This is a genomic window from Kitasatospora sp. NPDC001660 (assembly GCF_053596725.1).
Genome location: NZ_JBSFGU010000028.1, coordinates 78,715 through 104,533, shown reverse-complemented (window position 1 = coordinate 104,533; position 25,819 = coordinate 78,715). Strand labels below are relative to the sequence as shown.

21 protein-coding genes and 1 pseudogene are annotated in these 25,819 nt (G+C 74.3%); 18 read left to right on the top strand and 4 right to left on the bottom strand.

Annotated elements, in window-relative coordinates; genetic code table 11:
- The 3 genes and pseudogenes from ACWCXH_RS26625 to ACWCXH_RS26615 all read left to right on the top strand — a co-directional run.
- A partial coding sequence (locus ACWCXH_RS26625) for a hypothetical protein (RefSeq protein ID WP_449803987.1) occupies window positions 1-282 on the top strand: 282 nt, incomplete at its 5' end.
- A gap of 208 nt (window positions 283-490) precedes the next feature.
- A pseudogene (locus ACWCXH_RS26620) lies at window positions 491-1,108 on the top strand (DEAD/DEAH box helicase); the annotation flags it as partial.
- 540 nt (window positions 1,109-1,648) lie between these two features.
- A complete protein-coding gene (locus tag ACWCXH_RS26615) occupies window positions 1,649-2,548 on the top strand; it encodes a tetratricopeptide repeat protein (RefSeq protein ID WP_449803994.1) in 900 nt (299 codons plus the stop codon).
- A 92-nt stretch (window positions 2,549-2,640) separates the two neighbouring features.
- Here ACWCXH_RS26615 and ACWCXH_RS26610 read toward each other — a convergent pair whose 3' ends face one another.
- Window positions 2,641-4,011 carry a DUF1015 family protein gene (locus tag ACWCXH_RS26610; RefSeq protein ID WP_449803986.1) on the bottom strand — a complete coding sequence of 457 codons (1,371 nt, stop codon included), beginning with the start codon at window positions 4,009-4,011 and terminating at the stop codon, window positions 2,641-2,643.
- A 103-nt stretch (window positions 4,012-4,114) separates the two neighbouring features.
- Between ACWCXH_RS26610 and ACWCXH_RS26605 the strand changes: the two genes are divergently transcribed.
- The gene (locus ACWCXH_RS26605; RefSeq protein ID WP_449803985.1) at window positions 4,115-4,714 is read left to right on the top strand and encodes a tetratricopeptide repeat protein; all 600 of its coding nucleotides are present in this window, start codon (window positions 4,115-4,117) and stop codon (window positions 4,712-4,714) included.
- Between the two features lie 83 nt (window positions 4,715-4,797).
- A complete protein-coding gene (locus ACWCXH_RS26600) occupies window positions 4,798-5,838 on the top strand; it encodes an HAD-IIA family hydrolase (RefSeq protein WP_449803984.1) in 1,041 nt (346 codons plus the stop codon).
- An 18-nt stretch (window positions 5,839-5,856) separates the two neighbouring features.
- Here the strand turns inward: ACWCXH_RS26600 and ACWCXH_RS26595 are convergent, their stop codons facing one another.
- A complete protein-coding gene (locus ACWCXH_RS26595; protein WP_449803983.1) occupies window positions 5,857-6,204 on the bottom strand; it encodes an SCP2 sterol-binding domain-containing protein in 348 nt (115 codons plus the stop codon).
- A gap of 174 nt (window positions 6,205-6,378) precedes the next feature.
- On the opposite strand from ACWCXH_RS26595, the gene ACWCXH_RS26590 reads away from it, so the two are divergent.
- From ACWCXH_RS26590 to ACWCXH_RS26575, 4 genes are all read left to right on the top strand, one after another.
- Window positions 6,379-7,287: a hypothetical protein gene (locus ACWCXH_RS26590; protein ID WP_449803982.1), complete on the top strand. Its 909-nt coding sequence runs from the start codon at window positions 6,379-6,381 to the stop codon at window positions 7,285-7,287.
- A complete protein-coding gene (locus tag ACWCXH_RS26585; RefSeq protein WP_449803981.1) occupies window positions 7,280-7,477 on the top strand; it encodes a hypothetical protein in 198 nt (65 codons plus the stop codon). Before ACWCXH_RS26590 ends, ACWCXH_RS26585 begins: the two co-directional genes overlap by 8 nt.
- Before the next feature lie 37 nt (window positions 7,478-7,514).
- Entirely contained in the window at window positions 7,515-8,321 is an 807-nt protein-coding gene (locus tag ACWCXH_RS26580; RefSeq protein ID WP_449803993.1) for a TlyA family RNA methyltransferase, read from the top strand.
- A gap of 102 nt (window positions 8,322-8,423) precedes the next feature.
- Complete coding sequence (locus ACWCXH_RS26575) at window positions 8,424-9,332, top strand: NAD kinase (protein ID WP_449803980.1); 909 nt, start codon at window positions 8,424-8,426, stop codon at window positions 9,330-9,332.
- A 7-nt stretch (window positions 9,333-9,339) separates the two neighbouring features.
- On the opposite strand, the gene yczR is transcribed toward ACWCXH_RS26575, so the two are convergent.
- Complete coding sequence (gene yczR / locus ACWCXH_RS26570) at window positions 9,340-10,851, bottom strand: MocR-like transcription factor YczR (RefSeq protein WP_449803979.1); 1,512 nt, start codon at window positions 10,849-10,851, stop codon at window positions 9,340-9,342.
- A 192-nt stretch (window positions 10,852-11,043) separates the two neighbouring features.
- On the opposite strand from yczR, the gene yczE reads away from it, so the two are divergent.
- The 3 genes from yczE to ACWCXH_RS26555 all read left to right on the top strand — a co-directional run bounded on the left by yczE (window position 11,044) and on the right by ACWCXH_RS26555 (window position 14,840).
- Entirely contained in the window at window positions 11,044-11,664 is a 621-nt protein-coding gene (yczE, locus tag ACWCXH_RS26565; protein ID WP_449803992.1) for a membrane protein YczE, read from the top strand.
- Between the two features lie 88 nt (window positions 11,665-11,752).
- Complete coding sequence (gene recN, locus ACWCXH_RS26560; protein WP_449803991.1) at window positions 11,753-13,486, top strand: DNA repair protein RecN; 1,734 nt, start codon at window positions 11,753-11,755, stop codon at window positions 13,484-13,486.
- Window positions 13,487-13,661: 175 nt separating this feature from the next.
- Window positions 13,662-14,840 (top strand): glycosyltransferase family 4 protein, encoded by a 1,179-nt coding sequence (locus ACWCXH_RS26555; RefSeq protein ID WP_449803978.1) that lies wholly within the window; start codon window positions 13,662-13,664, stop codon window positions 14,838-14,840.
- Here ACWCXH_RS26555 and ACWCXH_RS26550 read toward each other — a convergent pair.
- Window positions 14,837-16,849, bottom strand: coding sequence for a glycoside hydrolase family 15 protein (locus ACWCXH_RS26550; protein ID WP_449803977.1), 2,013 nt, complete (start codon window positions 16,847-16,849; stop codon window positions 14,837-14,839). The genes ACWCXH_RS26555 and ACWCXH_RS26550 overlap by 4 nt on opposite strands.
- Before the next feature lie 725 nt (window positions 16,850-17,574).
- On the opposite strand from ACWCXH_RS26550, the gene ACWCXH_RS26545 reads away from it, so the two are divergent.
- From ACWCXH_RS26545 to ACWCXH_RS26520, 6 genes are all read left to right on the top strand, one after another.
- Window positions 17,575-19,254: a CTP synthase gene (locus ACWCXH_RS26545; RefSeq protein WP_449803976.1), complete on the top strand. Its 1,680-nt coding sequence runs from the start codon at window positions 17,575-17,577 to the stop codon at window positions 19,252-19,254.
- 103 nt (window positions 19,255-19,357) lie between these two features.
- Complete coding sequence (locus ACWCXH_RS26540; protein WP_449803975.1) at window positions 19,358-20,005, top strand: NUDIX domain-containing protein; 648 nt, start codon at window positions 19,358-19,360, stop codon at window positions 20,003-20,005.
- Between the two features lie 164 nt (window positions 20,006-20,169).
- On the top strand, window positions 20,170-22,305 hold the full coding sequence (locus ACWCXH_RS26535) for a tetratricopeptide repeat protein (RefSeq protein ID WP_449803974.1): 2,136 nt from the start codon (window positions 20,170-20,172) through the stop codon (window positions 22,303-22,305).
- A gap of 262 nt (window positions 22,306-22,567) precedes the next feature.
- On the top strand, window positions 22,568-23,683 hold the full coding sequence (ald, locus tag ACWCXH_RS26530) for an alanine dehydrogenase (RefSeq protein WP_449803973.1): 1,116 nt from the start codon (window positions 22,568-22,570) through the stop codon (window positions 23,681-23,683).
- A 435-nt stretch (window positions 23,684-24,118) separates the two neighbouring features.
- Window positions 24,119-25,186, top strand: a complete 1,068-nt coding sequence (locus ACWCXH_RS26525; RefSeq protein ID WP_030245868.1) for a ParA family protein — start codon at window positions 24,119-24,121, stop codon at window positions 25,184-25,186.
- Window positions 25,183-25,812, top strand: a complete 630-nt coding sequence (locus tag ACWCXH_RS26520; RefSeq protein WP_449803972.1) for a hypothetical protein — start codon at window positions 25,183-25,185, stop codon at window positions 25,810-25,812. Before ACWCXH_RS26525 ends, ACWCXH_RS26520 begins: the two co-directional genes overlap by 4 nt.
- Window positions 25,813-25,819: the final 7 nt, after the last annotated feature.

The following is a 25,819-nucleotide window of genomic DNA, read 5'->3' as shown; positions in this document are numbered from 1 at the left end:
CCCTACGGCGCCACCAATGGCGTCGTGACCAGTACCGTCCACGGGGGCGTGTTCGGTGACGACGGCGCCGTGGGCAGCTTCCGGGTGATCGGCGACCAGCGATATCGCTGGGGCCGCGGCCTTTTTGTGTTTTGCGAACGTGCACGGCCGGCAAGGTCGGGGCATCCGCCCGGACGCGGAGTGTTCCCGGATGCCGGACAATGGAGAAGGCGTGCGGGCCAGGAGGCCGGCACCGAGCCGCGTGAGGGCGACGATGTTCGGCCCGGTCCGCGGCAGAGCTGAAGCAGCAGAAGGAGTCACCACAATGTCGAACCAGCCCCAGGACCGTCCCGAGCGTCGATCGGACGACGGCCGAGGCTACGAGCCCCGGTCCCGCGGGAGCTGGTCCAACGACCGTGGCGGCGCCCGTCGCGACGACCGCCAGGGCGGCTACCGTCGTGACGACCGTGACGACCGTCCGCGTCGTGACGACCGCCAGGGCGGCGGCTTCCGGCGTGACGACCGTCCGGCCGGTGGCGGCTACCGTGAGCGCGATGACCGCCAGGGCGGCGGCTTCCGTCGTGACGACCGCCCCTCCGGTGGTTTCCGTCGTGACGACCGTCCGTCGGGTGGTTTCCGTCGTGACGACCGTGATGACCGTGGCGGTTTCCGTCGTGACGACCGCCCCTCGGGTGGCGGCTTCCGTCGTGACGACCGTCCGTCGGGTGGTTTCCGTCGTGATGACCGTGACGACCGTCCGCGTCGTGACGACCGTCCGTCGGGTGGCTACGGCCGTGACCGTGACGACCGCCCCTCGGGTGGTGGCTACCGTCGTGACGACCGCCCCTCCGGTGGTTTCCGCCGTGATGACCGTCCGGCCGGTGGCGGCTACCGTGAGCGCGATGACCGCCAGGGCGGCGGTTTCCGTCGTGACGACCGCCCCTCCGGTGGTTTCCGTCGTGACGACCGTCCGTCGGGTGGTTTCCGTCGTGATGACCGTGACGACCGTCCGCGTCGTGACGACCGTCCGTCGGGTGGCTACGGCCGTGACCGTGACGACCGCCCCTCGGGTGGTGGCTACCGCCGTGACGACCGCCCCTCCGGTGGTTTCCGCCGTGATGACCGTCCGGCCGGTGGCGGCTACCGTGAGCGCGATGACCGCCAGGGCGGCGGCTTCCGCCGTGACGACCGCCCCTCGGGTGGTTTCCGTCGTGATGACCGTGACGACCGTCCGCGTCGTGACGACCGCCCGTCGGGTGGTTTCCGTCGTGATGACCGTGACGACCGTCCGCGTCGTGACGACCGTCCCTCCGGTGGTTTCCGCCGTGACGAGCGTCCGGCCGGTGGCGGCTACCGTGAGCGCGATGACCGCCAGGGCGGCGGCTTCCGCCGTGACGACCGTCCCTCCGGTGGTTTCCGGCGTGACGACCGCCCGGCCGGTGGCGGCTACCGCCGCGACGACCGCCCCTCCGGCGGTTTCCGGCGTGACGACCGTCAGGGTGGCGGCGGTTACCGCCGTGACGACCGTGGTGGCCGCTTCGAGGGCCGCCGGGACGACCGTCGCGACGACCGTGGCGGCCGGGACTACGACGACCGCCGGGGCAACTACGAGCCCGTCAAGCGCCTGCCGATCCCGGAGGACGTCACCGGCTTCGAGCTGGACGCGGACGTGCGCCAGGAGCTCAAGAGCCTGCCCAAGACGCTCGCCGACGACGTGGCCCGCAACCTGGTGATGGTCGCCCGCATGCTCGACAGCGAGCCGGAGGAGGCGTACCAGTACTCGCGCGTCGCGCTCCGGCTGGCCTCGCGCGTCGCGGCCGTCCGTGAGGCGGCCGGGTTCGCCTCGTACATGACCCAGCGCTACTCCGAGGCGCTGACCGAGTTCCGCGCCGCCCGTCGGATGACCGGCCGGGCGGACCTGTGGCCGGTGATGGCCGACTGCGAGCGTGGTCTGGGCCGCCCGGAGCGGGCGCTGGCGATGGCCGGCGAGCCCGAGGTGAAGCAGCTGGACAAGGCCGGCCAGGTCGAGATGCGCCTGGTCGCGGCCGGCGCGCGCACCGACATGGAGCAGTTCGATGCCGCCGTGGTCACCCTGCAGAGCCCGGAGCTGGCCTCCAGCGCCGTACACCCGTGGACCGCGCGGCTGCGGTACGCCTACGCCGAGGCCCTGATCGCGGCCGGCCGGGGCGACGAGGCCCGTGAGTGGTTCGCGAAGGCGGTTGAGGCCGACACCGACGGTTCGACCAACGCCTCGGAGCGGCTGGCCGAGATCGACGGCGTGGAGTTCGTGGACGCGCTCGACCCCGAGCTGGAGGGCGAGGCCGACGAGGCCGAGGCCCCGGCGAAGAAGCGCGGCGGCGACGTGGCCGACGACCGCGTGATCTTCGAGGACGAGGAGGAGGTCGAGGAGTACTACGACGAGGACGACCTCGAGATCGACGAGGACTTCGACGGCGTGGTGCCCGAGCGCCCCGGCGACGCCAAGCGCGACGCCGAGCACGACGAGAAGCGTGACGACAAGGCCGAGGACAAGGCCGACGACGCGGCCGAGGCCGACGCCAAGAGCTGACGCACGGCCCAATGAGTGAGGCCCTGCCGCACCCCGGGAATTCCCGGAGTGCGGCAGGGCCTCACTGCGTGAAGCGGCGACGCCAGGGCGCCTCAGCCCAGTTCGAGGTTGCGCAGCACCAGGCCAGTGGCCGGCTTCGGCCCGAACGAGGTGGACTTGCGCGGCATCGTGACGCCCTGCTCGGCGAGCCGCCGCACGACGCTCTCGCGCACCGGGTGCAGCAGGACGGCGGTGCCGCCGGTGCGGGCCGCCTCCCGTTCGGCGGCGACCGCGGTGTGCAGGTAGCCGATGTCGTCCGGGCCGTCGGGGACGTGCCAGGTGTGGTCGAGCAGGGTGGCGTGCAGGACGGTCGCGTCGAGGTGACGCCACTCCTCGGGGCGGTCGCGCGGCACGGTCGCGTCGAGCAGGGCCTCCTCGGGCTCGCCGAGGAGCCAGAAGACGCCGTCGCCGCCGGTCAGGACGAAGCCGTTGCCGCCGTGTCGTTTCTGCTCGGCGAGCGCCTGGAGGGCGGAGGTGAGCGGGCCGGGGATCTCCTTGACCTTCCAGTGGTCGCCCAGCCGCTCGAGCGCCTCGGCCACCGGCAGCCGGTACAGCACCCGGTGGATGGCCCGGACGCGCAGCGGGTAGCGGGCGGTGTCCACGAGGAGCACCATGCCGCGGTCCCACGGGCTTCGAGGGAGGTGGCGGTGCTCGCGCTGGAGGCGCAGGTACATCTCCCAGCGGTGGTGGCCGTCGGCGATCAGGGCCCGGCAGCGGGCGAGGTCGCGGCCGATGTCGGCGATGTCGTCGGCGTCGGTGACGGCCCAGAGGCGGTGGTGGGTGCCGTCGCTGGTGGCGGTGGTGAGCAGCGGTTCGCCGCGGACGGTGCGCTCGATCACGTCGGCCGCGCCGCCGTTGCCCCGGTAGGTGAGCAGGAGCGGTTCGAGGTTGGCGCGGGTGGTGCGCATGAGGCCGACCCGGTCGGCGACCGGCCGCGGCATCACGTCCTCGTGCGGGAGCACCACGCCGGCCTCGCGGCCGCTGACCGCGAGGGCGCCGATCAGGCCGCGCTGCAGCAGTTCGGGGGAGTCGGCGGTGGCGGGCACGCGCTGCTCGTAGACGTACAGCGCGGGCTCGGGGTCGGCGGCCAGGACGCCCTCGCGCTGCCAGTCGCGCAGCAGCCGGGCGGCGTGCCGGTACCGGGTGTCGCGGTCGGGGCGGTCGCCGCTGTCCTCGGGCTCGGGGCGCGGCAGGATCAGCCGGACCACGTTGTGCGGGTCGGCGGTCTCCAGGTCGAGCCGGCGGCCGGGGTCGACGACGTCGTACGGGGGTGAGGTGACCGCGGCCAGCGCGCCGACCCGGTCGGGGACGTAGCGCAGGCCCCGGAACGGGGACAGGGACAGACCTGCGGTGGCGACGTGCCCGGGATCGCCGGGGCCGCCCTGTGGAGTCTCGGCTCCGTCTTCTGCACTGGAGGTGCTCATTCTGGGCATCGTAACCGGGTACGCGTTGTTGAGAGATCGGAACACCTGTGCCGATCAGTGGGGCGGGTGGGCGGCCGCGGGGCGAACGAGGGCGAGGTACGGCATGAACGACGGGTGGAACCAGGTGGAGGACGGCGCTCCGGTCGAGCCGGGCGGACCGGACGGCACCACCGGCGGGGGCGGCCCCGGGGCGGGCGGCGTGCCGGCGCAGCGGCCGGGCGAGCCCGTCGGGGACGTGTACGACTGGTTCCGGCGGGGCGGGAAGCTGCTGGCCCAGGGGCACCCGGCGGCGGCCGAGCAGCTGCTGGTCCGGGCGGCGGCGGCCGAGCCGGACTCGCGGAGCATCCGGGAGACGCTGGCGCGGGCGCAGTTCGACGCGGGTTCGTACGCGGCGGCGCTGGCGAACTTCCGGGCCGTCGCGCTGGCGGATCCGTCGGACGACTACGCTCAGTTCGGGTGGGGCGTCGCGGCGGCCCGGCTGGGCGACTTCGAGACGTCCGCCGAGCACCTGGCGCTGGCCGTGGCGATGCGGCCGGACGCCGAGCACTACCGGGCGGCGCTGCGGCAGACCCGAGCCACCCTGGCGGCCCGCGCCGGGGCGTTCGGCCCGCTGCTGCCGGGGGCGCCCGGCTACCTGGAGTCCCCGGGGGGCGAGCCCGACGGCACCGCCGACGGGATCGCCGACGGCGACGACGACGCGTGACCGGCGGGCGCCGGACCGTGCGACCAGCGGTGAACAACGACGCAGTGAACGAACGACGACGCAGTGAATGAGGTTGAGCAGGCATGACCGAGACGGCCACCCCCGTGCGACGGACCGCCCCCGGGAGCAGCGAGCGTCCGCTCACCGCGGCGTACGACACGGCCCTGCTGGACCTCGACGGCGTGGTCTACGCCGGCCCGCACGCGATCGAGCACGCCGTGGACGCGCTGGCCGCCGCCCGTACGGCCGGGATGCACCTCGCGTACGTGACCAACAACGCCTCCCGGCCGCCCCGGGTGGTGGCCGAGCACCTGACCGAGCTGGGCGTGCCGGCCGAGCCCGCAGACGTGATCAACTCGGCGCAGGCCGCCGCCCGGCTCGTCGCCGAGAAGGTGCCGGCCGGGTCGAAGGTGCTGGTCGTGGGCGGTCTCGGGCTGGAGGAGGCACTCGCCGAGCGCGGGCTGGTCGCGGTCCGGACGCTCGCCGAGGAGCCGCTCGCGGTGGTCCAGGGTTACGACCCGTCGGTCGGCTGGGCGCACCTGGCGGAGGCCTCGTACGCGGTGCAGCGCGGGCTGCCGTGGGTGGCGTCCAACACCGACCTGACCGTGCCGACGGCCCGTGGCATCGCGCCCGGCAACGGGACGCTGGTGGCGGCCGTGCGCGCGGCGACCGGCGTGGAGCCCGAGGTCGCGGGCAAGCCGCTGCCGCCGATGCACCGCGAGACCGTGCTGCGGACGGGCGCGGAGCGGCCGCTGGTGGTGGGCGACCGGCTGGACACCGACATCGAGGGCGCCTTCAACGGCGGGGTGGACAGTCTGCTGGTGTTCACCGGGGTGGCGACGGCGGCGCAGCTGCTCGCGGCCCCGGTCGAGCACCGGCCGACGTATCTCGCGGCCGACCTGCGCGGTCTGCTGGAGCCGCACCCGGGGGTGGAGGCGGCGGACGGCGGCTTCCGCTGCCGTGGCTGGGTCGCGCGCGCCGAGGAGGGCGTGCTGCGGCTGGACGGCGCAGGGGCGGACCGCTGGGACGGTCTGCGGGCGCTTTGCGCGGCGGCCTGGGCGGCGCTGGACGCGGACGGAGAGCCGGCCGACGGCCGGAAGGCGCTCGCCGAGCTGGGGTTCTGAGCCTCGGCGGCGGCCGGGTCAGAGCAGGGTGCGCAGCCGCAGCAGGTCGCGGAAGCCCGCCTCCAGCCTGACCCGGCCGCTCGCCCACGCGGAGGCGAAGTTGAGCCGGCCGCCGACCAGCGCGACCAGGTCGTCGCTGGCCATGGTGAGCCGGATCTCCGCCTTCTCGGCGGGGGCGCCGGCTGCCGGGACGACGTCCTGGATCCGGCCGTCGCGCAGTCGACCGGTGAAGGTCAGGTCGAGGTCGGTGATCCGGCAGGAGAGCGAGCGGTCGAGGGACGCGGCCTTGCGGACGTCGCCGGTGGACTTCGCCATGTTCCGGCTGAGCTGTTCCAGTGCCTCGCGGCACTCCTCGGCGTTGGCCATGACGGTGGATCCCCTCCCTGGGCGTCCCGGGTTCCGACGGCCGACGGCGGCGGTCGGCCGGGGCCACGGTACCGCAGGAGGGTTTTGGCGGTAGCGTCGTCAGTGGGGCGCCCGGTACCGGCCGGGTGCCGACGGCGACGGAGCGATGCGCGCAGGCGCTAAGGAGGCACCCGGATGCTGCCGAGGACGGTGCGGGGAGTGGTGGAGGCCGCGGCCGTGGTGGTGGAGGAGGTCGGCAAGCGGGTCGTCGGGACGGCGGCCACGGTCCTGGAACGGACCGGGGTCGACGTTGCCGAGGTCGAGCGTCGGCTGGGCGGGCAGTTCCCGCCGTCGGCGAAGACGCTGCAGAGCCTCGCGGAGGAGGCGGTCACCGCCGGTCTGGCCGGGGTGGACCTGGCCGTCGGGGTGGCGCGCGGCGAGGTGGAGAAGGCCTTCGAGAAGGTCGGCGACCAGGTGACCAAGGTCGGTGTGGTGCTGGCGTACCTGGAGAGCAAGCTGCGCGAGGTCGAGGAGGGTGCCGTTCCGGTGGGGACGCCTGCGGCGCGGGAGCAGGCCGAGGAGCCCGCGCCGGCACCGCGTGCGGAGGGCCTGTTCGGCCGCGGCTGGGAGCAGAGGGACGAGCCGTCGGCGGCCCGGGCGGTGGGTGAGCCGATAGCGGCGGAGCGGGTGGAGGTGGACGAGCCGGTCGAGGTCGATCCGCCGGTGGCGCCGGCGAAGTCGGCGGCCCGGAAGGTGCCGGCGAAGAAGGCCCCGGCAAGGGCGTCCGCCGCCGAGCCTGTCGCCGAGGCCGTCGCCGAGGCCGTCGCGGAGACCGCGACGAAGCGGACGGCTGCCGAGAAGCCCGTCGCGAAGAAGACCGCCGTCAAGACCACGGCGACGAAGACCACGGCGACGAAGAAGACGGCGGGGAAGAAGACGGCGGCGAAGACGCCGGTGAAGAAGACCGCCGTCAAGAAGACCGCCACCGCGAACGCGTCCGGTGCCGCGAAGAAGACGGCCGCCGCCGACGCGCCCGCCAAGCGCACCGCGACGAAGAAGACCACCGTCCGCAAGGCCACCAGCACGAAGAAGCCCGATGCCTGACGACCTCGCCCCCGGCACCGCGCCCGAGCCGCTCGGCGTCGAGCCGACCCCGACCGGCCACCCCGCCGTGGACGCCGGCCTGGCCCGGCTGGAGGCGCTGGACGGGGTGCCCGCCGAGGCGCACGTCGCGGTGTACGAAGATGTTCACCAGCGGCTCGCCGACGCGCTGGCCGCGCTCGACCAGGACTGACCCCGTACGACCCGTAGGAGCTGAAACACCAGTGGCAGTGGCACGACGCCGTCTCGACGCGGAGCTGGTCCGCCGCAAGCTGGCCCGGTCGCGCGAGCACGCGTCCGAGCTGATCGCGGCGGGCCGGGTGACCGTCGGCGGCACCACCGCGACCAAGCCGGCCACCCAGGTGGAGACCTCGGCGGCGGTCGTCGTGGCCAAGGACGAGAACGACCCCGACTACGTGTCGCGCGGCGGCCACAAGCTGGCCGGGGCGTTCGCGGCCTTCGTGCCGCAGGGCCTGGTGGTCGAGGGCCGCCGGGCGCTGGACGCGGGTGCGTCCACCGGCGGGTTCACCGACGTGCTGCTGCGGGCCGGCGCGGCCCACGTGCTGGCGGTGGACGTCGGCTACGGGCAGCTCGCGTGGTCGCTGCAGAGCGACGAGCGAGTGACGGTGATGGACCGCACCAACGTGCGCGAGCTGACCCGGGAGATGATCGGCGGCACCCCGGTCGACCTGGTGGTCGGCGACCTGTCGTTCATCTCGCTGGGCCTGGTGCTGCCGGCCCTGGCCGGGTGCGCGGCCGAGGACGCGGACCTCGTGCTGATGGTCAAGCCGCAGTTCGAGATCGGCAAGGAGCGCCTGGGCAGCGGCGGGGTGGTGCGCAGCCCGCAGCTGCGCGCCGAGATGGTGCGCCAGGTCGCCGCGCAGGCGTGGGAGCTGGGGCTGGGCGTGCGGGCCGTCACCGCGAGCCCGCTGCCGGGGCCGTCCGGGAACGTCGAGTACTTCCTGTGGATGCGCCGGGACGCCCCGCAGCTGGACCCGGCGGAGGCGGACCGGGCCGTCGCGGAGGGCCCCCGATAGGGTGCTTGCGGACGTCGGGTCCGTCATGCTGTGTGATTGCTGTGTGACGCGACCGCACCGGGCCAAGGGCGACCCGGGCAGGCGTAGGGAGAGGGCAGCGGCATGAGCGATGAAGAACGTACGGTCTTCCTGATCGCGCACACCGGCCGGGAGGCGGCGCTGCGCAGCGTCGAGGGCCTGGTGCACGGGCTGCTGAAGGAGGGCGTCCGGATCAGACTGCTGGCTGCCGAGGCGGTGGGCCTGGACCTGCCGGACGGGGTCGAGAAGGTCGCCGGGGGGCCGGGTGCGGCGGACGGCTGCGAGCTGATCCTGGTCGCGGGCGGGGACGGGACGCTGCTGCGCGGAGCTGAGCTGGCGCGCGAGCACGGGCTGCCGATGCTCGGGATCAACCTGGGCCGGGTGGGCTTCCTCGCGGAGGCCGAGCGGGACGACCTCGCGGTCGTGGTCGAGCGCGTGGTGAAGGCCGACTACGAGGTCGAGGAGCGGATGACGATCGATGTCATCGTCCGCACCAACGGCGATGTGGTGCACCAGGACTGGGCGTTGAACGAGGCCTCGATCGAGAAGGCGTCCCGGGAGCGGATGCTGGAGGTGGTGACCGAGGTGGACGGCCGTCCGGTCTCCAACTTCGGCTGCGACGGGGTGGTTTGCGCGACGCCGACCGGTTCGACGGCGTACGCGTTCTCGGGCGGCGGGCCGGTGGTGTGGCCGGAGGTGGAGGCGCTGCTGATGGTGCCGATCTCCGCGCACGCGCTGTTCGCGCGCCCGCTGGTGACCTCGCCGGACTCGGTGCTGGCGGTCGAGGTGCAGCCGAAGACCCCGCACGGCGTGCTCTGGTGCGACGGGCGGCGCTCGGTCGAACTGCCCGCCGGCGCACGGGTGGAGGTGCGCCGGGGGCAGACGCCGGTGCGGCTGGCGCGACTGCACCGGGCGCCGTTCACCGACCGGCTGGTGGCCAAGTTCGCTCTCCCGGTGACGGGTTGGCGCGGGCGCTCCAACACGGACAACTGACGAACCGTCAGACCGCCAGCGGCTGGCTGTCGTCCGCCGCGCCGAACCGGCCGCCGCTGCCCGCCTGCGCGGCGACGGCGGCGAGCCGTTCGACGGCGGCGGGCACGGCCGCCGCGGGCACGCTGAGCGGGATCCGGACGTGGTGCTCGAACGCGCCGTCGGCGCCGAAGCGGTTGCCCGAGGCGATCCGCACGCCGCGGCGCTCCCCGGCGAGCGCGAGCGCCGCGCCGGACAGGCCGTCGGTGGACACCCAGAGCGAGAGTCCGCCGGGCGGCGGCGCGTAGCTCCAGCCGGGCAGGTGGCGGGGGAGCGCCTCGCCGAACGCGTCCGCGGTGGCCCGCAGCCGGTCCAGCTGGTGGGCGCGGATGTCGGCGAGGTGCTCGCCCATCAGCTCGGCGGCGATCAGCTGGTCCAGCACCGGGGTGCCGACGTCGCTGTAGACCCGCTCGGAGGCAAGCCGGCGCACCAGCGCGGGTGCCGCCCGCACCCAGCCGATCCGCAGGCCGCCCCAGAGCAGCTTGCCCGCCGAGCCGACGGTGACCACCTGCGCGGCCCGGTCCAGCGCGGCCGTCGGGCGCGGCAGCGGCGCGGACCGCGGCACGCCCCAGCCGAGTTCGGCGGTGGTCTCGTCGACCAGGACGACCGTGCCGGCCGTCCGGGCGGCGGCGAGCAGTTCCCGGCGCTGCTCCTCGCCGATCAGCGCGCCGGTCGGGTTGTGGAAGTCCGGCAGCACGTAGGCGAGTCTGGGCGCGGCGCCGTGCAGTACCCGGCGCCACTCGGCGAGGTCCCAGCGCGGCCGGCGCAGCGGCCCGTCCGGCCACGCGTACGGGACGGGCACCAGGCGGGCCTCGGCGAGCCGCAGGGCCTGGAGGGTGTGGGCGTAGGTGGGCGCCTCGACGGCGACGCGGTCGCCGCGGCCGATCAGCACCCGCTGGAGCAGGTGGAGGCCGCCCATCGCGCCGGTGGTGATCAGGATCTGGTCGGGGGTGGTCGGCAGGCCGCGCTCGGTGAAGCGGCGGGCGACGGCCTCGCGGAGCACCGGGACGCCGGTGGGGTAGTGGCCGTGCCCGGCGGCGTAGCGGGGCAGCTGTTCGACGGCGTGGGCGGCGGCCTCGCCGAGGAAGGGCTGCGGGGCGGGCAGCGCGGCGACGCCGAGGTCCAGGGTGCGGTTCTGCTCGTCCGGCGGGACGGGGTGCAGGGCGTCGCTGGGCGGCGGGGCGCCTTCGGGCAGGGTGGTCCAGCTGCCGGAGCCGCGGCGGCTGCGCAGGTACCCGTCGGCGCGCAGCGTCTCGTACGCGGTGGCGACGGTGGTGCGGCTCAGTTCCAGGGCGGTGGCGAGTTCGCGCTCGGCGGGCAGCCGGGCGCCGACCGGCAGGCGGCCCTCGGTGACCAGCAGCCGGATCCGGTCGGCGAGGGCGCGGTAGGCGGGCCGGCGGGCGGTGGCCGGCTCGGGCAGCCTGGCGGTGGCGAGCAGCCGGGCGAGCGCCGGGGGAGCGACGGTGGTGTGCCAGTCGGCCATGGGGAATCAGTCCACTTGCTCGGGATTGGCCCTGGAGGGGGCTCGGTTGGCCCGTTCATCATGGCAGCGCGGCCGTCGAGGCCGCCACCGCCGGGGCCGTCCCCGGGGTGCAGCACCACCGCAGGAGCACCATTGGCCACCACCTCGACCCCGACTGCCGTCCCCTCCGAGCGGACACCGTTCGCCGTCCGCGTGTTCGGCGACACCCACGCGCTCGGCCGCCGCCTCCCGCAGCTCTTCGCCGGCCTCGCGCTGTACGGCGCGAGCATGGCGCTGATGCTCCGCTCCGGCCTCGGCCTCGACCCCTGGGACGTCCTGCACCAGGGCCTCCAGCGCGTCCTCGGTCTGACCGTCGGCGCCTGGGTGACGATCTGCGGCGCCCTCGTCCTGCTGCTGTGGATCCCGCTGCGCCAGCGGCCCGGTCTCGGCACCGTCGCCAACGTGCTGGTGATCGGCGCCGCCATGGACCTCACCCTCGGGGTCGTCGACGGCGTCGACGCGACTCCCGCCCGGATCGCCCTGATGGCCGCCGCGATCGCGCTCAACGGCCTCGCGAGCGGCCTCTACATCGGCGCCCGCCTCGGCCCCGGCCCGCGCGACGGCCTGATGACCGGCCTGCACCGGCGCACCGGCCGCTCGCTGCGGCTCGTCCGCACCGGCATCGAGCTGACCGTGCTCGTCGCCGGAATCCTGCTCGGCGGCACCGCCGGGGTCGGCACCGTCGCGTACGCGCTGGCCATCGGCCCGCTGGTGCAGTTCTTCCTGCCCTGGTGCACCGCGCCCGGCCCCGGGCAAACCTCCCGGAAGGGATGAACTTCCGGGCACGGAGTTGCCGCACGCCGTTGCCGCTCGTCGCGCGGCGGGGGTGGAACCTCGTAAGGTCGTCTCCGTGTTGGACGAGATGCGGATACGGGATCTTGGGGTCATCGACGACGCGGTGGTCGAACTGGCCCCCGGCTTCACCGCCGTGACCGGTGAGACCGGCGCCGGCAAGACCATGGTGGTGACCAGCCTCGGCCTGCTACTCGGCGGCCGGGCCGATCCGGGCCTGGTGCGCGGCGGCACCGGACGCGCCGTCGTCGAGGGCCGGCTCGAACTGCCCGCCGGCTCCCCGGTGGCGGCCCGCGCGATCGAGGCCGGGGCCGAACTGGACGACGGGGCCCTGCTGATCAGCCGCACCGTCTCCGCCGAGGGGCGCTCCCGGGCGCACGTCGGCGGCCGGGCCGTACCGGTCGGGCTGCTCGCCGAGCTCGGCGAGGACCTGATCGCGGTGCACGGGCAGACCGACCAGCAGCGGCTGCTGCGCCCGGCCCGCCAGCGCGGCGCGCTGGACCGGTACGCGGGCGAGACCGTCGCCGAGCCGCTGGCGCGCTACCGGGAGACCTACCGGGCGCTGCGCGAGGTCTCGGCGACCCTGGAGGAACTGACCACCCGGGCCCGCGAGCGCGCCCAGGAGGCCGACCTGCTGCGCTTCGGCCTGGACGAGATCGCCGCCGCCGAGCCGGTGGCCGACGAGGACGTCGAGCTGTCCGCCGAGGCCGAGCGCCTCGGCCACGCCGACGCGCTGTCCGGCGCCGCGACCCTCGCCCACGCCGCCCTGGCCGGCGACCCGGCCGACCCGGAGGCATTGGACGCCGGCACCCTGCTCGCCCAGGCCCGCCGCGCCCTGGACGCCGTGCGCCACCACGACGAACGGCTCGCCGCCCTGGCCGACCGCCTGGGCGAGGTCGGCTACCTGCTCGCCGACGTGGCCGGCGACCTGGCCGGTTACGCGGACGACCTGGACGCCGACCCGGTGCGCCTGGCCGCCGTCGAGGACCGCCGGGCCGTCCTGGCCCAGCTGCTGCGTAAGTACGGCGGCGAGGAGAACACCCTCGCCGAGGTGCTCGCCTGGGCCGAGGCCGGGTCCGTCCGGCTCACCGAACTCGACGGCGACGACGACCGGATCGACGAGCTCGGCGCCCAGGAGACCGCGCTGCGCGCCGAGTTGGGCGAGCTCGCGGCCGAGGTGTCGGCCGCCCGGCAGGCCGCCGCCGGCCGCTTCGCCGAGGCCGTCTCCGCCGAACTCGCCGAACTGGCGATGCCGCACGCCCGGGTGACCTTCTCGGTCACCCGGGTCGACGACCTCGCCGGGATCGAGGTCGACGGCCGGACCGTCGCCTACGGCCCGCACGGCGTGGACGAGGTCGAGGTGCTGCTCGCCCCGCACCCCGGCGCGCAGCCCCGCCCGATCGCCAAGGGCGCCTCCGGCGGTGAGCTGTCCCGCGTGATGCTCGCCGTCGAGGTGGTCTTCGCCGGGGCGGACCCCGTCCCCACCTACCTGTTCGACGAGGTGGACGCGGGCGTCGGCGGCAAGGCCGCGGTCGAGATCGGCCGCCGGCTGGCCAAGCTGGCCGAGTCGGCCCAGGTCGTGGTGGTCACCCACCTCCCGCAGGTCGCCGCGTTCGCGGACCGCCACCTGGTGGTGGTGAAGACCAACGACGGCACCGTGACGCGCAGCGGCGTCAAGGTGCTCGACGACGAGGAGCGGGTGCGCGAACTCTCCCGGATGCTGGCCGGTCTGGAGGACTCCGAGCTGGGCCGCGCCCACGCCGAGGAACTGCTGGCCGCCGCCCGGGCCCCGCGCCAGCGCTAGCCGGTCCCTTCGCCGGGTCCGGCGGCCCTCGCGGCACGACGACGCGCCCCGGTGGCGCTGACTGTCCAAGAGGGCCGCCGACCTGGCATGGTGGCGGCTGGACACTGGCTTTCCAGTCCCGAGCGCCGCCGGCGGGCAACCCCCGCAGCGGGGCGCGCGAACCTGATCGAGTCGGATGCGAGACGACGTGGACCATTTCGCCGCCCGGGTCACCCCGGCCGCCCCCGAGCCGGGCCAGCTGCACGTGGTGCTCGTCCTGGCCGCCAGCACCGGCGGGATCGGTGCCCATGTGCGCTCACTCGCGCAGGGCCTGGTCGCGCACGGGGTGAGCGTGACGGTGTGCGCCCCGGCCGGCACGGACGCGCTGTTCGGTTTCTCCCGCACCGGTGCCCGGTTCCACACCGTCGACATCACCCCCACCGCGGGCGCCCGCAGCGACGCCACCGCGATCGGCGAGCTGCGCCGCGCCTTCACCGGCGCCGACGTGGTGCACGCCCACGGGCTGCGCGCCGGGCTGCTCTCCGACCTCGCGCTGCGCACCGCCGGCCGCTTCCCGGGCCTGCGCCCGGAGACGCCGCTGGTGGTCACCTCGCACCACGCGCTGCTGGCCACCGGCATGGAGCGCCGCCTCCAGCGGCTCATGGAGCGCCGGGTGGCGCGCGCCGCCGACCTCGTGCTCGGGGCCTCGTCCGACCTGGTCGCCCGGGCCCGCGAGCTGGGCGCCACGGACGCCCGGCTCGGCCCGGTGGCCGCCCCGCCGATGCCCGAGGGCCGGTTCGACCGGGCCGCGGCGCGGGCCGCGCTGCTCGGCGAGGGCCCGGACCGGCCGCTGGTGCTGGCGGTCGGCCGGCTCGTCCCGCAGAAGGCGTTCGGGCTGCTGCTGGACGCCACCCGCGAGCTGTCCGCGCTCGACCCGGAGCCGCTGCTGCTGCTCGCCGGGGACGGCCCGGAGGCGGGCGCGCTGCGCGAGCGGGTCGCCGCCGAGAAGCTGCCGGTGCGGCTGCTCGGCTACCGCACCGACGTGCCCGATCTGCTGTCGGCCGCCGACGTGGTGGTCGTGTCCAGCCGCTGGGAGGCCCGCTCGCTGGTCGTCCAGGAGGCGATGCGGGCCGGCGTGCCGGTGATCGCCACCGCCGTCGGCGGGATCCCCGAACTGGTCGGCGACGCGGCCGTGCTGGTGCCCTCCGGCGACCCGGCCGCGATCGGCCGGGCCGTGCGGGAGCTGCTGGCCGACCCGCAGCGCCGGGAGCGGCTGGTGGCGGCCGGCCGCCAGCAGGCCGAGACCTGGCCGGACGAGGCCGCCACCGTCGCCCAGGTGCTCAGCACCTACGACGAACTCGTGCAGCGGGTCTAGACGGTGGCCTGTTCGATCCGCTCGGCGGCGTGGCCGTCGGGCTGGGCCGACAGGTAGGCGCCGCCGCAGGCGGTCAGGCGCAGCGCGGTGTCGATCAGCGGGACGTGGCTGAAGGCCTGCGGGAAGTTGCCGACCTGGCGCTTGGCGCGCGGGTCCCACTCCTCGGCGAGCAGGCCGAGGTCGTTGCGCAGCCCGAGCAGCTTGTCGAACAGCTCGCGGGCCTCCTGCACCCGGCCGATCATGGCGAGGTCGTCGGCCAGCCAGAACGAGCAGGCGAGGAACGCGCCCTCGTGGCCGGACAGGCCGTCGACGTTGTTCCCGCTCTGGTCGTGGGTGGGGTAGCGCAGCACGAAGCCGTCCTCGGTGGACAGTTCGCGCTGGATCGCCTCGATCGTGCCGATCACGCGCTTGTCGTCCGGCGGCAGGAAGCCGACCTGGGGGATGAGCAGCAGCGAGGCGTCCAGCTCCTGGCCGCCGTAGTACTGGGTGAAGGTGTTGCGCTCGGGGTCGTAGCCCTTCTCGCAGACGTCCCGGTGGATGGTGTCGCGCAGCTCGCGCCAGCGCTCCAGGTGGCCGTCGGAGGGGGCGTCCTCGGGGGTCTGCTCCAGCAGCTTGATCGTCCGGTCGACGGCGACCCAGGCCATCACCTTGGAGTGGACGAAGTGCCGGCGCGGGCCGCGGACCTCCCAGATGCCCTCGTCCGGCTCCTGCCAGTGCTCCTCCAGGTAGTCGATAAGGCGCAGCTGGAGGTGGAGGGCGTGGTCGTTGCGGACCAGACCGGTCATGTGGGCCAGGTGCAGGGCCTCGACGACCTCGCCGTAGACGTCGAGCTGGAGCTGTCCGGCCGCGCCGTTGCCGACCCGGACGGGCTGGGAGTTCTCGTAGCCGGGCAGCCAGTCCAGCGAGGACTCGGTCAGCTCCCGCTCGCCCGCGATGCCGTACATGATCTGCAGGTTCTCCGGGTCGCCGGCGACCGCGCGCAGCAGCCACTCGCGCCAGGCGCGGGCCTCGTCGCGGTAGCCGGTGCGCAGCAGCGAGGAGAGGGTGATCGCGGCGTCGCGCAGCCAGGTGTAGCGGTAGTCCCAGTTGCGTTCGCCGCCGATGTCCTCGGGCAGGGAGGTGGTGGGGGCGGCGACGATGCCGCCGGTGGGGGCGTAGGTGAGGCCCTTGAGGGTGATCAGCGAGCGGATGACGGCCTCGCGGTAGGGGCCCTGGTAGGTGCACTGTTCGGCCCACTCGTGCCAGAAGTCGGCGGTGGCGTCGAGCAGCCCCTCGGCGTCGGGGACGTTCGGCGCCTCCAGGTGGGAGGCCTGCCAGGTGAGGGCGAAGGCGATCCGCTCACCGGCCCGGACGGTGAAGTCGGCGTAGGTGGTGAGGTCGCGGCCGTACGTCTCGGCCTCGCCGTCCAGCCAGACCGAGTCGGGCCCGGCCATAGCGACGGTGCGGTGGCCGCCGTCGGCCTGCTCGACGCGGTGCACCCAGGGGACGATCCGACCGTACGAGAAACGCATCCGCAGCGCCGAGCGCATCCGGACGGTGCCGGCCACGCCCTCGACGATCCGGATCACCTGGGGGACGGCGTCCCGGCCGGCCAGCGGGCGCGGCGGCATGAAGTCGATCACCCGGACGGTGCCGCCCTGGACGTCCCACTCCTGCTCCAGGACCAGCGAGTCGCCCCGGTAGCGGCGCCGGTCGGCGGGCACGGCGGGGGCGGCGGCGGTGGGCGGGGGGACCCGCAGGTCGGCCGTGTCGGCGAAGCGGATCCGGCCCGGGGCCACCACGGGGGCGGCCGGGGCCGGGGCGGCCGTGGGGGCGGGGACCTCGGTCACGACGGCCTCGGCCGGGCCGATCCGCCAGAAGCCGTGTTCATCGGTGCCGAGCAGGCCGGCGAACACGGCCGGCGAGTCGAAGCGGGGGAGGCAGAGCCAGTCCACCGCCCCGTCCCTGCTGACCAGGGCGGCGGTCTGCATGTCCCCGATGAGTGCGTAGTCCTCGATACGGCCGGCCACGTGGATCTCCAGTTCGCAATGTGGTCACGACGCATCGGCGATCCGAGGGGAGCGAGCGGTTTGCGGGGCCGGAGGTCCACCCCGGGACGTCCGGCCCGCCGAGGGGTGGTGGCGGGCCTTGCTGGAGTGTCCGCGCGGGGCTCGGTGGAGCCCCTGAGGTGGGTGGGGAGGAGCTGGATTACGGAGAGGTCCGGTCGCGCATCGGGGACCGGGAGTGTCCTGACCCTCCCACGCCCTCCGCGTGCTCGTGCTGTCGGCGATGCGTCCGTGCAGCTTACGACGGACGAAAGGGGCGAAGCACGCGGACGCAGCCTCGTGTGGCGCCACAATTCGGGGGAAATGCCGTGCATCGTGGAGGTGCCGGGAAGGATGGTCCGGACGGATCAGTTCCGGGTGGCCCACCAGGAGGGGGTGCCGTGGCCCGGTCGGGCAGTGTCGCCGTGGCCCGGTCCGGTGGTGGTGCGACCGGTGTGACGGATGCGCCGTACGGTGCGCCGGTGGTGCGCCCCGCGTGCGCCGCGGTGGCGGTGCCGAGCGGCCCGGAAGGCGTCCGGGTCGGGTCACTGATACCCTGGTATCCCGTGGACCGGTGGGATCAAACGCCCCGGACCAGCCGAACCGACGACCCTCCGAGTGCCGTGCCTCACACCGCACTCCCGTCGTCCGGCGAGCCGGTGAGCCCCCACCCACGTCACTTCCGACTCGCGACCCACGGGAGCCCCCTCTTGGCACAGCCCCATTCCGGCAAGGCAGCGAACGGCCGCGCCGTGACGACCAAGCACCTCTTCGTCACCGGGGGTGTCGCCTCTTCGCTCGGCAAGGGCCTCACCGCCTCCAGCCTGGGCGCCCTGCTCAAGGCCCGCGGCCTGCGCGTCACGATGCAGAAGCTCGACCCGTACCTCAACGTGGACCCGGGCACCATGAACCCGTTCCAGCACGGTGAGGTCTTCGTCACCGACGACGGCGCCGAGACCGACCTGGACATCGGCCACTACGAGCGGTTCCTGGACACCAACCTGCACGGCTCGGCCAACGTGACCACCGGCCAGGTCTACTCCACCGTGATCGCCAAGGAGCGGCGCGGCGAGTACCTGGGCGACACCGTCCAGGTCATCCCGCACATCACCAACGAGATCAAGTCCCGGATCCGCCGCATGGCCACCGAGGACGTCGACGTGGTGATCACCGAGGTCGGCGGCACCGTCGGCGACATCGAGTCGCTGCCGTTCCTGGAGGCCGTCCGCCAGGTCCGCCACGAGGTCGGCCGGGACAACGTGTTCTTCGTGCACGTCTCCCTGCTGCCCTACATCGGCCCCTCGGGCGAGCTCAAGACCAAGCCGACCCAGCACTCCGTCGCCGCGCTGCGCAACATCGGCATCCAGCCGGACGCGATCGTGCTGCGCGCCGACCGCGAGGTCCCGCAGGCCATCAAGCGCAAGATCTCGCTGATGTGCGACGTGGACGAGGAGGCCGTGGTCGCGGCCATCGACGCCAAGTCGATCTACGACATCCCCAAGGTCCTGCACGGCGAGGGCCTGGACGCCTACGTGGTGCGCCGGCTCGACCTGCCGTTCCGCGACGTGGACTGGACCACCTGGGACGACCTGCTGCGCCGCGTCCACGAGCCGCAGCACATCGTCAAGGTCGCCCTGGTCGGCAAGTACATCGACCTGCCGGACGCCTACCTGTCGGTGACCGAGGCGCTGCGCGCCGGCGGCTTCGCCAACAACGCCCGGGTCGAGATCAAGTGGGTCACCTCGGACGACTGCGTCACCCCCGAGGGCGCGCGGGAGCACCTGAGCGACGTGGACGCGATCTGCATTCCCGGCGGCTTCGGCGACCGCGGTGTGGACGGCAAGGTCGCCGCCATCACCTACGCCCGCGAGAACAAGGTCCCGCTGCTGGGCCTGTGCCTGGGCCTGCAGTGCGTGGTCATCGAGGCCGCCCGCAACCTGGCCGGCCTGCCCGAGGCCAACTCCACCGAGTTCGACCCGGCCGCCAAGTACCCGGTCGTCTCCACCATGGCCGAGCAGCTGGCGATCGTCGACGGCAAGGGCGACCTGGGCGGCACCATGCGCCTGGGCCTCTACCCGGCCAAGCTCGCCGAGGGCTCGATCGTCCGCGAGGTCTACGGCGGCGAGCAGTACGTCGAGGAGCGCCACCGCCACCGCTACGAGGTCAACAACGCCTACCGCGCGGACCTGGAGAAGACCGGCCTGCAGTTCTCCGGCCTCTCGCCCAAGGGCGACCTGGTCGAGTACGTCGAGTACCCGCGCGAGGTGCACCCGTACCTGGTGGCCACCCAGGCCCACCCGGAGCTGAAGTCCCGTCCGACCCGCCCGCACCCGCTGTTCGCGGGCCTGGTCAAGGCGGCCATCCAGATCAAGACCGCCCCGGCCGAGTAACACGCCCGAAGTCGACGGTCGTTCACCGGACGGCGGCCCCGCGATTCCCGCGGGGCCGCCGTCCGGCGTTAGATTGTGTCGTACTGACGAAAAGGGGAGAGCGATGGACGACAGCAGCGACCGGGTGATCGCCGACGCGGCCGAGGAGTGGGAGGTCAGGGAGGGCCGGACGCCGTTCCAGGGCCGGGTGACCGGCGTGCGCAGCGAGGAGGTCCGGATGCCCGACGGCAGCTGGGCCCGCCGCGACTACCAGACCCACCCCGGCTCGGTCTCGGTGCTCGCCCTGGACGACAAGGAGCGGGTGCTGATCCTGCGCCAGTACCGCCACCCCGTCCGGCAGCGGCTCTGGGAGCTGCCGGCCGGTCTGCTCGACGTGCCCGGCGAGAACCCGTGGCACGCCGCCCGGCGGGAGCTGTACGAGGAGGCGCACGTCGAGGCCGGCACCTGGCGAGTGCTCGCCGACTACTACACCTCCCCGGGCGGCACCGACGAGGCGCTGCGCATGTTCCTCGCGACCGACCTGTCCGACGCCGAGGGCGAGCGCTACTCGGCGGAGGGCGAGGAGCAGGAGATCGAGATCGCCCGGGTGCCGGTGCCCGAGCTGATCCGGCTGATCCAGGCCGGGCAGCTGCACAACCCGACCCTGATCACCGGCACGCTCGCCGTCCACGCCGCGCTCACCAGCCCGGGCGGGCTGGACGCGCTGCGCCCGGCGGACGCGCCCTGGCCGGCCCGGCCCTTCGAGGCGTAGGGCCCCGCGTGTCCACTCCGGCTGGTCCGGCGGGGTGATTTGCCGGTTCGTACGACCGGATGTCACCTCGGCCGAGCCGGACGGCCGAACTACGCTTCGCAGACAGGCGGTCCGTTCCGGGCCGCCTCCGCTGAGCGCCGGATGACGTCGGGAGTGGGGCACGGGTGGCGAGGAAGACGGCGACGATGGACCCCGGCCCCGGTGTGCCCGCCGGGGCCGTGCCGGGTGTGGACCGACTGCCGGCCGGGCCCTCGGTGTTCGTCGGGCGGCGCGCCGAACTGGCCGCGCTGCGGGCCGCCGCGGTCCGGCCGGCCGCGGGCCGCAGCCCGGTGCTGGTGCTCGCCGGGCGCCCCGGCTCGGGCCGTACCGCCCTCGCCGTGCGCTTCGCCCGCACCGCCGCCGCGGAGTACCCCGACGGCGTGCTCTTCGCACGCCTGTCCGCGCCCGATGGCGGCCGGGTGCCGCCGGCCCGCGCCGCCCGCCTGCTACTGGAGCAGCTCGACCCGGACGTCGCCGTGCCGTTGCCCGGCGCGGCCGAGGACGGGCGGGACGAGCCGGCCTGCGTCGCGCTTCGCGAGGCCCTCGCCGGGCGCAGGGTCCTGCTCCTGCTCGACGACGTCCGGGATGCCGGCCAGCTGTGGCCGCTGCTCGCCGACGAGCCCGGCTGCCTGGTGCTCGCCACCACCGCCGGGCCGCTCACCGGGATCGAGGACATCGACCCGGTCATCCTCGGCGGGCTCGACCGGCAGGCCTCCGGTGAGCTGCTCGCGGACCTGGTTGGCGGCACCCGGATCTCCTGCGACCCGATCGGCGGCGCCGACCTCGCCGAGGCCTGCGCCGCCCGGCCGGCCGCACTGCGGCTGATGGCCGGGTGGCTGCGCGGCAACCCGAAGGCGGCGGTCACGGAGGCGGCGCGCGACCTCGCGAAGGTCCTGAGCGAGGAGGCGGACCGGCCGGCGGTCCGGAAGAAGGGTGCGAAAGAAGACGGAGGGGACGCCGCGAACGGCGTCGCGAAGAGCGTCGCGAACGACATCGCGAAGAGCGTCGTGGATGAGGGGAAGAAGGAAGAGGAGACGGCGGCCGGGAAGGACCCGAAGAACGCCAAGGGCGTCAGGAACGTCAAGGGCGCGAGGAGCAACGGCGCGGCCGCGGCGCCGGAGCCGCCCGCCGAGCCGGCCACCGATCCGGCGGCCTGGGTCAGGCCCGGCCCGGAGCCCGCCGAGCCGGTGCCCGTCCCCGACAACGACCCGCTGGTCGGCGCGTTCACGCTGGTGTACGGCACGCTGCCGGCCGGCCAGGCGCGGATGCTGCGCACCCTCACCCTGGCCCCCTCCCAGACCGCCGACCCCCGCACCGCCTCCGCCCTGGTCGGCTGCCCGGCCCCGGACGCCGCCGCGACGCTGGCCGCGCTCGCCGAGCGGGAGCTGCTCGCCGAGGAGCCGCCGGCCGCCGACGGCACGCCGCGCTACCGGGTGCCCGCGCGGCTCTACCCGCGGCTCGTCCGGCTGCGCGAGCACGAGGACCGGCCCGCCGAGACCGAGCTGGCCCGGGCCCGGCTGCTGGAGCGGATGGTCCGGCTCACCGAATCGGCCCGGGCGCTGCTCGACCCGGCCGCCGGCCCGGCACCGGACCCGCTGCCCGTCGCGTTGCGGCTGCGCTCGGCCGCACACGCCCGGGAGTGGCTGCTCGGCGAGCGGGACCTCCTGCTCGGCGCCGTCGGCGACGCGATCGGCCAGGGCGACCTCGACGGCTCGGCCGGGCGGCTCGTCACCGCGCTGCTGCGGGCGCTGCCGCTCACCGGCGGCGCCGCGCCCGCCGACCTCTACCGGCTGCACGAGCTGGTGCTGACCGTCGCCGAGCGCAACAGCAGGCCCCGCCGCGCCTCGGCCGCGCTGCTCAACCTGGGCGACCTGCAGGCTGCGGCCGGCCGGTGGGAGCTCGCCGGCACCCACTACCGGGCCGCTCTGGAGCACGCCCGGGCCGTCGGCGACCAGCCGCTCTGCGCGCGGGCGCTGGAGGCCGCGGCCGGATGCCACCGGGCGCTCGGGGACGCAGTGCGTGCCGCCGACTGGTACGGGCGGGCGCTCGGGTTGCGGCAGTCGATGGGGGACCAGGCGGCCGAGGCCCGGTTGCTCGCCCGGGTGGCCGAAGCGCACACCGCGCAGCGCCGGTTCGAGGAGGCCGAGCGGGAGTACCGCGCCGCCCTGGCGGTGCTGCGCAGGCTCGGCGACGAGCACGGTCAGGAGGCCGTCGGAGCCGACCTGGCGGACCTGCGGGAACGCCTCCGCACCGGGTGGTGAGGGCTGTTTCGGGGGTATTGTCTTAGATGTCCGATCCGGGCGCCTTTGATGGGAAGATCGAGACGGAAGCCTACGAACCTGCCAATGTGTCCGGCAAAATTAGTCACTTTGGAAGGCTGACACGCCGACTGGGCTTCATTACACTCGAGCTCAGTCGCGCAGCGATCCATGCCCCGGGCTGCCCCCGGAGGCTTCCCCCCGTGCGCGTCGCCCGCCGGTCTTCTCCGGTAGGGACCCCCATGGCAAGAGGACGTGTTTAGCCGTGAAGGTCGGCATCCCCCGCGAGGTCAAGAACCACGAGTACCGCGTGGCCATCACGCCCGCCGGCGTGCATGAGCTGGTCCGCAACGGACACGAGGTCTACATCGAGGACAGCGCCGGTGTCGGCTCCTCGATCCCCAACGAGGAGTACGTGGCCGCCGGTGCCACCATCCTCCCCACCGCCGACGAGGTGTGGGCCACCGCCGACCTGCTGCTGAAGGTCAAGGAGCCCATCGCCGAGGAGTACCACCGCCTCCGCAAGGGCCAGACCCTCTTCACGTACCTGCACCTGGCGGCCGACCGCGCCGGCACCGACGCGCTCGTCGCGTCCGGCACCACCGCCATCGCGTACGAGACCGTGCAGCTCGCCAACGGCGCCCTGCCGCTGCTCGCCCCGATGTCCGAGGTCGCGGGCCGCCTGGCCCCGCAGGTCGGCTCCTACCACCTGATGCGCCCGGTCGGCGGCCGCGGCGTGCTGCCCGGTGGCGTGCCCGGCACCCACCCGGCCAAGGCCGTCGTCATCGGCGGTGGCGTCTCCGGCTGGCACGCGGCCACCATCGCCATCGGCATGGGCTACGAGGTGACCCTGCTCGACCGCGACATCAACAAGCTGCGCGAGGCCGACCGGATCTTCGGTACGAAGATCAAGGCCATCGTCTCCAACACCTTCGAGCTGGAGAAGGCCGTCATCGAGGCCGACCTGGTCATCGGTGCCGTGCTGATCCCGGGCGCCAAGGCCCCGAAGCTCGTCACCAACGAGCTGGTCTCCCGCATGAAGCCGGGCTCCGTGCTCGTCGACATCGCCATCGACCAGGGCGGCTGCTTCGAGGACTCGCACCCGACCACGCACGCCGAGCCGACCTTCCAGGTCCACAACTCGGTCTTCTACTGCGTCGCCAACATGCCGGGCGCCGTCCCGAACACCTCCACCTACGCGCTGACCAACGCGACGCTGCCGTACGTCGTCGAGCTGGCCAACCGCGGGTGGAAGGAGGCGCTGCGCCGCGACCCGGCGCTCGCCAAGGGCCTGAACGTGCACGAGGGCCAGATCACCTTCCCGGCCGTCGCCGAGGCCTTCGGCCTGGAGTCGGTCTCGCTGGAGAGCGTGCTCGCCTGAAACCCCTGACCGCACGGCGGTCGTTCGCCCCCGACCCTCTCCCTTCGGGTCGGGGGCTTCGCCGTGCCCGTGAACAGGCGGTGGCGTGGGCAGGTCGCTCTGTCGTCAATTTCTGTTGGTCGTATCACCCCACCGCACCCCGGCGCAGAAACGTGAGGGTCGACGGGCCACTCATCCCTTGACAGCAGCCCGCCCGATAGTCGACACATCATGCCCACTACCGTGGATTGTGTTGCTGCGAACGCCTTGAACGGCCTAGAGTCGCAAACCGTCGGCATGCTGCCACGCTGACGAATCGACATAGAGTCCTGGATCCCCAAGGAGGTAAGACGACTTGTGAATGAGTCGACATTTGCTCCCGGGGGTGGTCAGCCAGGACTGGCGGAACGCACCGCCGGCCAGCCGAGTGAGGAGCCCGGGGCCCGGCAGCCCTCCGTGGGCTCGGCCGAGGTCGGCTCGGTCGCACTCCGTACTTTCGAAGCACGCCAGAACACAGCACAGGTGACCACGGTGACCGATCACGACGCCGACTTGGCGGCCTACGGCCTGGCCTACGGCGAGTTCGCCTACGGCGCCTACGACGACCCGGACGCCGAGTACGAGCCGGATCCGGAGTACGCGGCCACGCTGGCCCCCGACGCCGCGCGCCAGCGCCGCGAGCGGGTCGGCCCGACCGGCCGCCCGCTGCCCTACTTCCCGATCCCCGCGCCGGTGGCCGAGCACGGCCCCGCGCAGATCATCGCGATGTGCAACCAGAAGGGCGGCGTCGGCAAGACCACGTCGACCATCAACCTGGGCGCCGCGCTGGCCGAGTACGGCCGCCGGGTGCTGCTCGTCGACTTCGACCCCCAGGGCGCGCTCTCCGTCGGCCTCGGGGTCAACCCGATGGAACTCGACGTCACGGTCTACAACCTGCTCATGGAGCGCGGCCTGACGGCCGATGAGGTGCTGCTCAAGACGGCTGTGCCGGGCATGGACCTGCTGCCGTCCAACATCGACCTCTCCGCCGCCGAGGTGCAGCTGGTCAGCGAGGTGGCCCGGGAGTCCGCGCTGGCGCGCGCCCTGAAGCCCCTGCTGCCCGACTACGACTACGTCATCATCGACTGCCAGCCCTCGCTGGGTCTGCTGACGGTCAATGCGCTGACGGCCGCTCACAGCGTCATCGTCCCGCTGGAGTGCGAGTTCTTCGCGCTGCGCGGTGTCGCGCTGCTCACCGAGACCATCGAGAAGGTCTGCGAGCGGCTCAACCCCGAGCTGCGCCTGGACGGAATCCTCGCCACGATGTACGACTCGCGCACCGTGCACAGCCGCGAGGTGCTCGCGCGCGTCGTCGAGGCGTTCGGCGAGCACGTCTTCCACACCGTCATCGGGCGGACCGTGCGCTTCCCGGAGACCACCGTCGCCGGCGAGCCGATCACCACGTACGCGACCAACTCGGTCGGTGCCGCCGCCTACCGCCAGCTCGCCAGGGAGGTGCTCGACCGGTGCCGCCCCGCCGAGTGAGTCTCCCGGGTGCCGACGAGCTGTTCCGGACCACCGGCGGGATGGCGCTGTCGCCGTCCCTAGCGCCGCGTCCGGCCGCCGAGGCATCCAGACCGGAGACCGCGCGGACCGGCAACGGCACGGACGGCGCCGAGGGCGCCGAGGGCACGCAGGACGCTCAGGGCACCGGCGAGCCGGGGCGCCCGTCCCAGGGCCGGCCGGCCGCCACCGTCCCGGCGCCCGCGCAGCCGCCCGTGCAGCGCTCCGCCGCGGCCCCGGCCGCCGGCCAGACCGCCGCCCCGGCCGGCAAGACCGTCTCGGGCGGCCGCGGTGCCGCCGCCACCCCGGCGGCCGCCCGGCACGCCGGGACCGCCGAGGAGCAGCCCGGCGCCGCCGGACGGGCCCGCCCGCGCGGCCGCGCGCCGCGTCGCCCCAGCGGGCGCGAGCGGCACGACGAGAAGATCACCGTGTACGTGTCCGCCGAGGAGCTCATGGACCTGGAGCACACCCGGCTGGTGCTGCGCGGTGAGCACGGCCTGGCCGTGGACCGCGGGCGGATCGTCCGGGAGGCCATCGCGGTCGTCCTGGCGGACCTGGAGCAGCGCGGCGAGGCCTCCATCCTGGTGCGGCGCCTGCGCGGCCGCTAGGGCCTGT

Excerpts from the sequence above, each read along its gene's own strand:
- ACWCXH_RS26610 (WP_449803986.1), bottom strand. The coding sequence starts at position 4,011 with ATGAGCACCTCCAGTGCAGAAGACGGAGCCGAGACTCCACAGGGCGGC.
- ACWCXH_RS26605 (WP_449803985.1), top strand. The coding sequence starts at position 4,115 with ATGAACGACGGGTGGAACCAGGTGGAGGACGGCGCTCCGGTCGAGCCG.
- ACWCXH_RS26600 (WP_449803984.1), top strand. The coding sequence starts at position 4,798 with ATGACCGAGACGGCCACCCCCGTGCGACGGACCGCCCCCGGGAGCAGC.
- ACWCXH_RS26595 (WP_449803983.1), bottom strand. The coding sequence starts at position 6,204 with ATGGCCAACGCCGAGGAGTGCCGCGAGGCACTGGAACAGCTCAGCCGG.
- ACWCXH_RS26590 (WP_449803982.1), top strand. The coding sequence starts at position 6,379 with ATGCTGCCGAGGACGGTGCGGGGAGTGGTGGAGGCCGCGGCCGTGGTG.
- ACWCXH_RS26585 (WP_449803981.1), top strand. The coding sequence starts at position 7,280 with ATGCCTGACGACCTCGCCCCCGGCACCGCGCCCGAGCCGCTCGGCGTC.
- ACWCXH_RS26575 (WP_449803980.1), top strand. The coding sequence starts at position 8,424 with ATGAGCGATGAAGAACGTACGGTCTTCCTGATCGCGCACACCGGCCGG.
- yczR (WP_449803979.1), bottom strand. The coding sequence starts at position 10,851 with ATGGCCGACTGGCACACCACCGTCGCTCCCCCGGCGCTCGCCCGGCTG.
- recN (WP_449803991.1), top strand. The coding sequence starts at position 11,753 with ATGCGGATACGGGATCTTGGGGTCATCGACGACGCGGTGGTCGAACTG.
- ACWCXH_RS26555 (WP_449803978.1), top strand. The coding sequence starts at position 13,662 with ATGCGAGACGACGTGGACCATTTCGCCGCCCGGGTCACCCCGGCCGCC.
- ACWCXH_RS26540 (WP_449803975.1), top strand. The coding sequence starts at position 19,358 with ATGGACGACAGCAGCGACCGGGTGATCGCCGACGCGGCCGAGGAGTGG.